The following is a 10534-nucleotide window of genomic DNA, read 5'->3' as shown; positions in this document are numbered from 1 at the left end:
TTCGCCCGGGTCGATGGTGGCGGGGTGCTGATCATCCTGTTGTCTGAGCGCTTCCGCCGGAGGCTCTTCGTCTTTGATCTTCAAAGAAGAGGAAGCATGGTGATCGGAGGGAGCTTGCGACCGACCCTCGACGTGAGTTGCGGTGATGGACCACATCGGACATACGACATGGATCTTCTGCTTTGCTCCACCATTCCGGTCCGATCTTGCATCGCATCCTGATTGCGCGGTCGATCTCGACGTTTCCGCTTCATCAGTTGTGCCGAGGTTGCGGCTGTCCATCTGAGATCTTCCAGTGACCGGCTGGCATATATCATCATTGCCGTAGTCGCTTAGGCGGGCTTCCAAGATCTAGGGCCAGTGGTGGTGCCGCGCGGCCGCCCGCCGGGCCGAAGGCTTAGGCGGTGCGTGCCGGTGCGGCTGGCCGCCCTTGGGCGGCCCTTGATCTCGTAGGGAAAGTTTCGACAGGGCGAATACGAAGTTTTTGATCATGATGGTCTACGGCACGTTGTTGCTGGTAGAGACCCAGATTCTACGAGCGCGAGGCGTTGTGGCAGGTCTGATGTGGTTGCACGGCAACGCTCGTCGCCAGTTGGTGCACATGGTTATGTTGGTGTAGTTGGTGTTTCTAGTTCTACCCTCCGTCTTTCCCTTTTCCCACACCGTTTTTCGTTCGCAATCAGGCCTGATGTTCCGGCATGCTTGATGGATGAGCTGGCGCGGGCGCGTCAAGGGTGGGAGGAAAGCCAAGGAGGGCAAGGCCTCTGGCGCGTCAGCGCCAGTGGTTGAAGGTTTTCATTCTGTTGAGGGTGACCGGCGCCGGTCGCGGCGGCGGGTGTGGATGGTCGCGGCGGTAGCGGCTTTGTTGGCCTGTGTGGCGGTTCCGGTGGTGGTTGCGGGTCGTTGGTTCGTGCAGGGCACGATCGAGGCGGGTAGGGGTGCGGCAACGCCTGCTGTGGCGGTGTTGGATTACTTCCAAGACACGCCGTTGGGCGGTCCTCTGGCTGGGGATGAGGTCGAGGTCAATCTCTTCTGCGATGGTGAGGAGTCTCGGCTCCATCGGCAGGTATTGGATCTGATCAAGGCCGCTCGCCGGGCAGAGGTGCCTGGGAAGATCACGTTTGATCGGGTGGAGGAGCATCCGTCAGCGGGGCGTGAAGGGATCCACGGCGACCGGGCGGGGTATCGGACTGAGGCGCAGTGGTCGTACGCCAATGTTGATCCGAACCGCAAGCCGGGCACCTGGTCGTGGTGGGACAGCAACTTTCAGCCGTGGTCGTTCGAGTTGGTCAACGACGATGGTTGGCGCGTGTGCGGGGTGAACGCTCCAAACCCGTGTGCTAAAGATTCCGGCATCAACTGCGACCCAGTCGCGAGCGTGCCGAGTCCCGCGCCCACAACGGGAAAGGTATGGGACACCACGGTTCCTTACCGGTGTCTACCCGATCGACCTTATCGGGACTTGGAAAAGGTCTGCGCGTCACCACCGGCCAGTTGGGTTCAGCCCGGCCCCTACTACTGCGCACCAGACCAGCCGCTGGGTATCCCAGCCACCCGCCGCCAGGAGTGCACGGACCTTGGCTGGTCCTAAAGGCTATCCCTGGCGATTGGCTTAGCCGTTCAGCCATATGGATGAACTAGAAAATCTTGAGAAAGTTTTTTTAGAAGCGGCAAAGCCAGTCCGGCTGCTGCTGATGAACATGCGACAAACAGTGATAGCCAGAGCCCGCCTGAGATTGTGGACGTGGAGGCGTTGACCTCGCCTAGCGCGGCAAGGCCAGCAAGCACGGTGACCATCACCTTGCGCCAGACCACGCCATCAGTGTGAACCATGTTGTCGACCTTGGGATGCCGGGGCCAGCGATTGGCCGACCGGCCCATCCTCATCTCGCACATCTGTTCGATACTGGGTTGATCGTGACGGAGCGGTTAGCGGGGCGCTGGTGGAACGGCAGGTACGGGATCGCCAGGCGCGACATATGGCTATTCGAAGTGGACGGCATTTGGCGAGTTGATGCCCGACAAGGCAAAGACGACGCCAAGACCTGGCACGGTCACCTCGACAACGAGGCTGATGCTGTCGTTGACACCACGAAGGCCACGAGCAAGACAGCGAAGCCCCTGCCTCCTTCTGACCTCAAGGGGGAGGCGTTCGCCGAGTGGGCCCGGATCACAGCCTTTCTGGAGGTTGGTCACATTGAGTCGATCGATCACGCGGCCCTGGTCGTTTACTGTTCCGCGTGGGCCATGTTCGACGCAGCCCGGAAGGCGTTCGAGACACATGGGCCCCTCATGGTTGGTCGTGACGGAGGCTTGGTGAAGAATCCGAGCGCTCAGATCATGAACGACGCGGCAAAGATCATGCTGAGCTACGAAGCGAAGTTCGGATTCACCCCTCGGGATCGCATCAACCTAGGGATATCCACGAATCACCCTGAGGCCGGCAACAGCCTTGAGGACAACCTCGCGGCCCTGTAGTCACCGATCCTGAAGAAGTAGCGCATCTGATCTCTCGCGCTACGGCGCTGTAAAGCGGGTGGGATGAGGACCGGGTTGAGCGCTCCGCGGGTGCTCGGCCGGTAGCCGTCGACGAAGACGACTCCCGCTGTAACTAGGCAGGTAGTGAAGTCAGGTTCAGCGACGTACTGATCCCCTGCCGTTCGACAGCCAAGGCCTTGCCAGTGAGCGAGTAGCCGAGCCGTGAGCTGCCAGCTCCACGGCGCTACAACCGTGTGCACTAGCTCCAACCGGCCGGCCCTCAGCTGCCAAGCCCATCTGTCTGGGAGTCGGGGCAGGTTACCGAAGACCTCCCGAGTAATCGAGCCGTCCTCAGGAAGTTCGATCATGCGCTGAGTGTAGTGGTGACGCGTTCGGCAAGCTGATACACATAACAGTAGTCACAAGCAAGGTCGCATCGTCCATGGACCTTGAATACGTGGCAAGCTATGGAGTGCGGACAAGGACACCCGGGCTGCAATCTGAGCGTCCCTGCCCGCACGGGCCCCGTCCCTTAGGACGGGGCTCTCCCTATTGCTGGTGTTCCCGCTTGCGACCCCGGTACGTGAGTACCGCGATCACGGCGCTGATCGTGCCAGCTGTCGCACCGATGACGACAGCTATGTTCGCGAGGGTCATTCGTCACCTCCATTCGTCTCAGTAGGTCTAGCAGGTCGTGATTGATCTCAACGTCGCGACCTCGTATAACACCACCTTTTCCGCCCTTCAGGGCCGCTCCTCTCCATCGGTCTACATTGACGCTAGCCGTTCACGTATCGCAAATCGCCCCCCGGATTCGGTGATCTTTAACAACGGGCTCCAGGGGGTCAGATTTGACGATTATTGGCACCTCCCCTCCGGTTGCTCGTCCCTCCAGTTAGGTTAAACCGGATGAACAGACATAGTGAATCATGTCCTTCTTTCCTCTTTGATGGATGCACCCGTGCCACCAACCCACTCGCAGTACGGGGTGCCACAGCTGTACAAGGCAGTTACGAAGCTCACTGTCTCCCACGGTTGATCAAATGCGCCCACGGTTGATCCGAACACATGTTCTAATATCCCGGTGGAGTGGGTGCGCTGTTGGCGCGTGACCGTGGAGTTTCGGGATGAGCTGATGTCCTCCCCGAGGACGCGGCGGTATCAGCGCGAGGTATCCACAGCCGAGGAGATTCGGGCCCTCATCGACCGGGCCCGCAAACATCCGCACTTCATCCGGCATACGGAGGAGAGCGTTCGCGTGCTGGACGGCAAGGAGCCAACGGATTGCCCCTGCGGTGCGCAGTACAACATGATCGGCGACCCCGGGAGGGGAGTGCGCCGCTGGCGACCGTGTACCTGTGGCGGTCACTTCGTTTACACGTGCCAGGCCTGCCGACTGGTGGTAGTTGATCCATCGGTCCTGTTTGACTGCCATGGATGAAGTGCACCAGAGCACCCCCAGGGGTACACAAGTCCCAGTTTCGGCTCACCTGTCGTTGACAGATGCGCAGCTCGGTGGCCAGCATGCTGCAACGCACACCCCAGGACGACTGGCGAGACCTTACTCGGATCGTGGTGGAGGCTGACCGGCGTCGTCAAGCAGGCCTTTAGAGGAGCCTGGTACCTGCTGCAGCGACCCGGAACTAGCCTGGCAGCTTCTGAACCAGGTGGCATAGGACTGGCAGGTTGAGCCGATACCAATGCCATCGTCCGCGCCTGTCGCACAACACGATTTGCGCATCGCGCAGCACCGCCAGGTGCTTACTGAGCATCGGTTGACTGGTCGTGAAGAACGGCCGGAGGTCGGAGGTGCTGCACTCGCTGCCAGGCGCTGCATAGATCAGTGAAAGTAGTTGCAGCCGGGTCGGGTGGGCTAGGGCGCTCAAACGAGCAGCCAGGGCGGCTGCGTCATGCTCTGATAGGCCGGCCGCAGGCGAGACTGTCTGTGCGGCGGCCATGGGCAGAGGATAAGGCAGGTACCGCGCTTATCACCGCTGACGGGTCGTTCATCGATATCCCGAGGGGATGCGATCCCGCGGGTCGGGTCGACGGCCGACGTCGTGGGTGTCCCCCTCATCGTCTCGGCCGTTAGGTTTGACAACACCGATTGCCGAAACCGACGGCGGTTCTTCTTGACCCGCTCAGATGATTGCGGGAAGGGCTCCAAAACTGCCCTTCCCGCAAGGTTGGCACTTGCGCTTCTATGCCGACGGCGAAGCCTGTTCGAGGCGGATGGGATAGAGGCGAAGTTGCCAGGCGACGACGGCGACTGCGTGGGTGAGCAGGCTGGCTGATACCACGACCTGCACGTCCGGTAGGAAGTCGAAGGCGAGCGCCGGTATAACCTGATCTTCACAGCGTAAAAGGGTGTCGGTCACTTGGTGGTACTCGGGGACGGTCGGGCCTTGCGCCAGGGCCAGGCTGACGCCGTTGGCGATGTGCACGGCCCCATAGAAGGAGAATGTTCCTCCGTCTGTTGGGCTTGCTGGCTTCTCGATCACGATCTTGGATGGGTCGTGTGAGGTGATGATGACTCCCGGCCCTGTTCCGTATGCCATGCCGCGATGGATTTCGAAAGCTTCGCCGTTGGTCCGCCGATCGAGTTCTGGCAGCTGAGGCATGTCCCAGACAGGGAAGGTGACCATCACTTTTCCTCACTCAGTTAGATCACTGTGGCACGCGCGATGTCGTTGGCTGAGCGTGTTCCGTCGTGCGGGAATGCCCAGACATCGAACTTGTAGGCACCTGCGGGTGGGCATTGTTTCTGGCCGATGCGCATGTAGCAGAAGCCGGTGCATGTTGCTTGGTCGACGTGCTCCACGAGGACTCCTCCGTTGTAGAGCCAGCCTTCGATGTCGAACGATGTGCTTCCCCAGCCCCAGGCGTGGCCCGTGTAGGTCAGCACCTTTCCAGCTGGATCGTACGACAGGTTCGCCTTGACCCAGCCCGCTGAGTCGGGGGCGGGTGAGGAGTGGGCGGGTGAGGCTGCGGCGATTGGGCCAGCGATGGCTAGAAGCACGATCGCGCACAGGCGGGCGAGCGTTGATTTCATGATGCTCCCTAGATCGGTGGTCGACTTAAGGCGAAGCCTTAAGCCACGACGAATCCACGAGGGAGCAGTTGGCAGCGTGAAGCCACGTTGACCGCCAATAGAGTGACCGACCACGTTCGGATACGGGCGTGCGTTACCACTGTCCCAGTGGATATCCGCACAGCCCATTAGGGCCGGGACGGCAACCAGATCGGTCGCCGCAAATCGTTACCTGTGTCAATGTAAACGAAGACGGCCAATCACGCTACACCCCATCGACGATCGACTGCTGGCGCGGACCGAATGCCGGGTGGGACGAGTGCGCCGCTCTGGGACGGTGGTGGGGCGCTGCCGTACGTTGCGTACCAGTGAAACAATTCATGAGTGTTTTCATACGAGCGCCCAACGACACTTGCCTTCTTAGTAAGGAAGGCATGGAAGGACGCCAATCCTCTGCTAAGAAAGATCAGCGTTCGAATGTGGCTTATGGGCTCATTCTTGACTGGCCTTGGGTTCGGACTGGACACGTCCGATTGGCTGGACGATCAGCCATTCTTGACAAACATCGGTACGGCGCTAATCGGCGCCCTTATTGGAATACCCTTTGTGCTGGTCATCATTCAAGGAATGATCGCGTGGCAAAAGGAAGAAGATATTGCGTTTCGAAAAGAGGAAAATGCCCATAATAGCCGAAAGATCTTGTATAACACGATACGTCTTCTAAGCGAAGAGACACGGTCGCCTGACGTTGTTGATACCTGCTTTCGGGACGTGTTCAAGCTCGACAGCATGCTTGCGATAGATATCGAGAAACTCAGGCTCTTGTTTTCCTCAGAAGATAGCGAGCCACGGAAACACGCCTACAAGGCAGAGATTGCATGGCAGTTGATGGGTCGCGACTTGGCTCGACTACTTAATAATCTTCTCAAGTCGGCAGCAACTTACCGCAATGCAATGGGCCTCGATATGAGCTCGCTCGGCCTCTCGTCCGACCTCATCGAACGGATCCAGCCATTCAAGAACCAACATATCTTTGTTGAAGGTTGGTTAACCCATCCTTGGCGCGTCAAATACACCCAAACATATACGATTGACGAGTACCGCGCTCGCGTCAATTGTCTGCATACTTACCTACAAAATTATCGGGTTTTCCTGACAAACCTGTCCGAAGTATCCGACGCGTTAGAAGTCGAACCTATCGAGCACGCGCGGCGCAACTAAGCTCAGTGGAGCAGGTTGACGCCGTCGTGGTGGCGGATCGCGACATCGTTGGAATCGGGCAGGGCATCGAGGATTCGCACCGCAAACGCCTCGGCCATGCCTTTTCGCACCTGCTCTGCCGTCCACCACGCAACCTGCGTGGCCTCATCGGTGGGGTGGGGGTCGCCTTCGCCGGGCCGGGCAAGGAAGACGAGCGCGACCACGCCAAGGTTCATGTTCTTGTAGACGCCGGTCAGACGTATCGGCTGTACTTGCAGACCGGTTTCCTCGTGGACCTCGCGGATTACGCCGCGCTCGATCGACTCGTCCAGTTCCAGCACCCCTCCGGGCAGCTGCCATGCGCCGGTGTCGCGGCGCTGTATCACGAGCACTCTTTGATCGGCGTCGAGTACTACGGCGGCAACGCTGACGGAGTGGCGGTTGTTGGTTGTCATGGGATCTCCTGGAAGCTACAGAAAATGGCCGTGGCGTCATCGTGTTTTTTGAATCTGGGGTGCTTACTTCCGCCTATGTCCCGCTGCTCTGCAACGCGAACGGCGTGGATCAATGCCTCGGGTCCGTGGTGGGCAAGTAGATCCATGAGTTCGCGCCAACTTATGAGCGCGAAGGGGTCGACTATGCGTGCGGCGCCATCGGTAAGTAGCGCAACAGATCGAACGTGTGAAGGTCCGATGTCGAGATCGCCGGTGATTGCGTGGCGCGCGGCTTCCGGCGATGCGGCCGCTATCCAGTAGCCGTCCGGAGTATTGGTGAGGAGCTGCTTGCGGCGGTTGACGGCTTGTAGCTTGGCGGCGTGTTCAGCAGAGTCGAAAGGCATTGGTGATGCGAGGTTTTCATCGCGTATGGCTGCGATAGCCCTTTCAAATCTTTGATCTAACAGCACACTTGCGGTGCTGCCGTCGTCTACCACCAGGATGCAGTCACACAGCAGGAGGTATTCAAGCCTTCCTTGCGTTGGCCGGACCAGGCAGATGGAGGCGGCCGGCGTTCCAGGGTTGTCGAGATCGCATTGTCCGCCGTGGTCCCCTCTCACTCGCTCGATAGCGGTTGCCAGGGCCTCGGACAGGTTGTCGTTTGGCCGTCCCTCGAGGGCGTCGTTGAGATGTTGGGATAGACGGTTCACGTACCAGACGACGCCATGAACGCATCCGGTATCCGCGCCAGGGGCCTGGGAGACGCCATCGAAAACACCGAGGACCGATCCATGTCGGTATAGGAGGTCTTCGTTGTCACCTCCAGGCGCGCCTTCCGTCGCCTGGCGTATCACGAGCGGCACTTACTCATCCCATCCGTAATGCAGCTGCCAAAGGTGCCCGGGCATAACGTGTTTGGCGACCTCTACAGGCTTGTTCTTTGCGTCAAACGCGACGTGCCAGATCTGGAAAACGGGCTGAGCGGCTTCAAGCTCAAGGATTTGTTGTTCCTGTTCAGTTGGCATACGGACGGTCACATCCTCGGTGAATCGCGCTGGCCCGTGTCCAATATCGCTTAGGCGGCCGTAGGAACCACCCGGTCCGGCGTTCTCGTTGCGTAGCTCAGGGCTTAGCTTGGCGATTGCCGCAGGGATGTAGGAGTCGGCGATCTGCGTCGGCTCATTGTTGGCGAACAACGTGCGGCTACGCAGAAGCGTCGGGTCGCCGGGTTTAAGGTCCAGAGTCTGAGCTACGTGTTCGGGGGCGGGCACCTCGGCGATCTGCCGGTAGACGGTGTTGGAGACCAGGTTGTGTTGCCTGGCTTCCACCTCTCCAGCGCCGGTGCCCTGCATTCGTGCAGCGTAACGGGCCTTCGCATCTCTCAGAATGACCGGCAAGGTTCGTACGATGGTCCCGCTTCCGCGCTTGACCTTGACGTAGCCGGAGAGGCGTAAAAGACCCACGGCCCGGTTGATCGTTACGCGGGAGACCTTGAGCGCGTCAGCAAGCTTGTCCTCACTCGGCAGGGATGAACCGGGCGGATATGTTCCGTCCTGAATTCTGCTGATCAGCAGGTCAGCGATCTGGCCGTATTGAGACTTTGGCGTCTCGATGGTTGCCATTTGATCTCTCTCCCAAATGTAGGACGTCTTACGTAACTGTATGCCAGGTCACATGGGCGGCGTCAAATTGGACGTAATACGTCTTGCGTCTCGTCGCGGTTCCGCTGTACGCTCATCACGTAAGACGTAATACAACCAGGAGGAGTAGATGGCGATAAAGGAGTTCATCCCGGTCAGGTTCGAGTTGGTGTTCCCTCACGGCGCGTACCTGAACTCGGAGGTCATGCCGGTCTTCGCGTACGAGGACGGCAAGAAGCTCGGTCAGGCCGTGCACCCGGAGACGGGAGAGCGGATCTGGTCGGTCACGGTGATCGATGGGGATCCGGAGTTGAAGGCGGCGCAGAAGGCGGTCACGGTGAAGCTGATTGCAGGTGTGCAGCCGGTTCCCCCTGCTGCGGTGCCGGGTTCACCTTTCACGCCCGTGGAGTTCACGGACATGGTGGTCAAGCCATACGTGGCTGAATCGGGGTTTGGCGGGGGCCGGGGTCGGCTGACGTGGACGATCCAGGCGCGCGACATCGTGGCGGCCACCGTCTAGGCATCCAAGTACGAGACCGCGGGGCGGGTTGCCCATTCCGGCAAGAGTCGACAGCCCGGCCCCGCGTAACAAACACCTTCGATCCCCATGGAAGGGGGTGGGTTTGTCGTGTCCATGGTAGGGCTGAGCAGGATTAGCGCGGCAGCGGTGTTCTGCTTCTTCTGCGGCAAGGTGCGCGTGGCGCATCCGATGGACTGCTGCGCCAAGTGCGGCGAGTCACGTCGGCAGGCGGTGCGGTGATGACTGGCCTGGTTACCGACGTGGATTGCGCGGTGTGGCAGCGAAAAGCTGCTGCGGCGTTGGCGGAGATGCTAGCCGAAGTGGTGACACATCAGCTTGCGCCGGTTCTATGGCAGGTAAGCATATTGGGGACGCTGGCGGGCCGATGCGCAGACCGGGATATGGCGGCGCGGCGGTCGACGTTCACGCAGTGGATGCAATTTCTTCAGGTCGCCGGTTGGCGGGAGTGGGAACACGACGGGGTTATCCACCTCTATGGGATCACGTCAGGTTTCCGGGGCTGCCAAGTATCGCTCACCGCTGACCTGTACGACAACGAGTCGGGTGATCAGCCATGAAGCTGACGGTCCTAATGAAGACGGCGTCGCTGTGGGATCGTTCGGCGGCGCGACTGGAAAGCAAACTGCGTAAGGGTTTCGTCCAGGTGGTGTCGATCCAATGCGGCGATTGCGGCCGGTGGATGGACCCCGCCAACTGGGACCCGGCATCAGCAGCATGCGACACCTGCACGACGCATCTGCGCCAGGAAGGCTTTGCGGGCCGGTTCGGTGACGGCAGGTTCTCCCGCCAGGCGGTGACGTCGTGAACGCGTTGACGGTGCGGCGTCGTACGGCAGTGGCGCATGGGGCGTTGCCGATGGTGCAGGCAGGTCGTCAGATCGAGCTGGCGGGGTTACCCGCGTTGGCTCGGGTGGCGGTGCTGGCGGAAGCGGCCGGATCGTTGGCAGCGATGGCCAGAAGGCAGGCGCAGCTGTCGCATGTGGATCCAGTTCAGGTTGCTCTGGTGGTGACAGATCCGGCCGACGCGATGGCGGTATTGGGGCGTGGCCGATGGCTGCCCACGATGCAGCGCCGGGTGCTCGCGCCGCCCAAGAGGTTGATGGTCGCGCGGACGACGAGCAAGCGGCCTCGTAGGTCGGTAGCCCAGCTGGCTGGTCAGCTGGATTTGTTCAACAGCAACGGTTTTGTCGACAAGCGCGAGGGGTGGTGAG

At 60.2% G+C, this 10534-nt stretch carries 15 protein-coding genes; 7 read left to right on the top strand and 8 right to left on the bottom strand.

All coding sequences use genetic code 11. From position 1 onward, the window contains the following. Positions 1-282 (bottom strand): hypothetical protein (locus tag Rhe02_RS41680; protein WP_203914043.1); only part of this gene is annotated, 282 nt, incomplete at its 3' end. A gap of 427 nt (positions 283-709) precedes the next feature. Between Rhe02_RS41680 and Rhe02_RS41675 the strand changes: the two genes are divergently transcribed. Then, the gene (locus tag Rhe02_RS41675) at positions 710-1591 is read left to right on the top strand and encodes a hypothetical protein (RefSeq protein WP_203914042.1); all 882 of its coding nucleotides are present in this window, start codon (positions 710-712) and stop codon (positions 1589-1591) included. A 29-nt stretch (positions 1592-1620) separates the two neighbouring features. Here Rhe02_RS41675 and Rhe02_RS41670 read toward each other — a convergent pair whose 3' ends face one another. Then, positions 1621-1833: a hypothetical protein gene (locus Rhe02_RS41670; protein ID WP_203914041.1), complete on the bottom strand. Its 213-nt coding sequence runs from the start codon at positions 1831-1833 to the stop codon at positions 1621-1623. 84 nt (positions 1834-1917) lie between these two features. Between Rhe02_RS41670 and Rhe02_RS41665 the strand changes: the two genes are divergently transcribed. Beyond that, on the top strand, positions 1918-2478 hold the full coding sequence (locus tag Rhe02_RS41665) for a phage terminase small subunit P27 family (protein ID WP_239124393.1): 561 nt from the start codon (positions 1918-1920) through the stop codon (positions 2476-2478). A gap of 1643 nt (positions 2479-4121) precedes the next feature. On the opposite strand, the gene Rhe02_RS51080 is transcribed toward Rhe02_RS41665, so the two are convergent. From Rhe02_RS51080 to Rhe02_RS41650, 3 genes are all read right to left on the bottom strand, one after another. Beyond that, positions 4122-4436, bottom strand: coding sequence for an ArsR/SmtB family transcription factor (locus Rhe02_RS51080; RefSeq protein WP_203914039.1), 315 nt, complete (start codon positions 4434-4436; stop codon positions 4122-4124). A gap of 243 nt (positions 4437-4679) precedes the next feature. Continuing rightward, positions 4680-5123 carry a hypothetical protein gene (locus tag Rhe02_RS41655; protein WP_203914038.1) on the bottom strand — a complete coding sequence of 148 codons (444 nt, stop codon included), beginning with the start codon at positions 5121-5123 and terminating at the stop codon, positions 4680-4682. Between the two features lie 17 nt (positions 5124-5140). After that, on the bottom strand, positions 5141-5530 hold the full coding sequence (locus tag Rhe02_RS41650) for a hypothetical protein (RefSeq protein WP_203914037.1): 390 nt from the start codon (positions 5528-5530) through the stop codon (positions 5141-5143). A gap of 363 nt (positions 5531-5893) precedes the next feature. On the opposite strand from Rhe02_RS41650, the gene Rhe02_RS41645 reads away from it, so the two are divergent. After that, complete coding sequence (locus tag Rhe02_RS41645; protein WP_203914036.1) at positions 5894-6730, top strand: hypothetical protein; 837 nt, start codon at positions 5894-5896, stop codon at positions 6728-6730. Positions 6731-6732: 2 nt separating this feature from the next. Here Rhe02_RS41645 and Rhe02_RS41640 read toward each other — a convergent pair whose 3' ends face one another. The 3 genes from Rhe02_RS41640 to Rhe02_RS41630 are packed head-to-tail and all read right to left on the bottom strand — an operon-like array spanning position 6733 to position 8765. Further along, a complete protein-coding gene (locus tag Rhe02_RS41640; RefSeq protein WP_203914035.1) occupies positions 6733-7164 on the bottom strand; it encodes an NUDIX hydrolase in 432 nt (143 codons plus the stop codon). Further along, on the bottom strand, positions 7161-8006 hold the full coding sequence (locus Rhe02_RS41635) for an Fpg/Nei family DNA glycosylase (protein WP_203914034.1): 846 nt from the start codon (positions 8004-8006) through the stop codon (positions 7161-7163). The genes Rhe02_RS41640 and Rhe02_RS41635 overlap by 4 nt, the downstream gene beginning before the upstream one ends. Then, entirely contained in the window at positions 8007-8765 is a 759-nt protein-coding gene (locus Rhe02_RS41630) for a GntR family transcriptional regulator (RefSeq protein WP_203914033.1), read from the bottom strand. Between the two features lie 148 nt (positions 8766-8913). On the opposite strand from Rhe02_RS41630, the gene Rhe02_RS41625 reads away from it, so the two are divergent. The 4 genes from Rhe02_RS41625 (at position 8914) to Rhe02_RS41610 (ending at position 10533) form a co-directional block, all read left to right on the top strand. Then, on the top strand, positions 8914-9303 hold the full coding sequence (locus Rhe02_RS41625) for a transcriptional regulator (protein WP_203914032.1): 390 nt from the start codon (positions 8914-8916) through the stop codon (positions 9301-9303). A 236-nt stretch (positions 9304-9539) separates the two neighbouring features. Further along, complete coding sequence (locus Rhe02_RS41620; protein WP_203914031.1) at positions 9540-9881, top strand: hypothetical protein; 342 nt, start codon at positions 9540-9542, stop codon at positions 9879-9881. Continuing rightward, a complete protein-coding gene (locus tag Rhe02_RS41615) occupies positions 9878-10129 on the top strand; it encodes a hypothetical protein (RefSeq protein ID WP_203914030.1) in 252 nt (83 codons plus the stop codon). Before Rhe02_RS41620 ends, Rhe02_RS41615 begins: the two co-directional genes overlap by 4 nt. Beyond that, complete coding sequence (locus Rhe02_RS41610; protein WP_203914029.1) at positions 10126-10533, top strand: hypothetical protein; 408 nt, start codon at positions 10126-10128, stop codon at positions 10531-10533. Before Rhe02_RS41615 ends, Rhe02_RS41610 begins: the two co-directional genes overlap by 4 nt. Position 10534: the final 1 nt, after the last annotated feature.

The organism is Rhizocola hellebori (assembly GCF_016862955.1).
Taxonomy (GTDB): Bacteria; Actinomycetota; Actinomycetes; order Mycobacteriales; family Micromonosporaceae; genus Rhizocola; species Rhizocola hellebori.
This window is presented reverse-complemented; position numbering and strand designations above follow the sequence as displayed.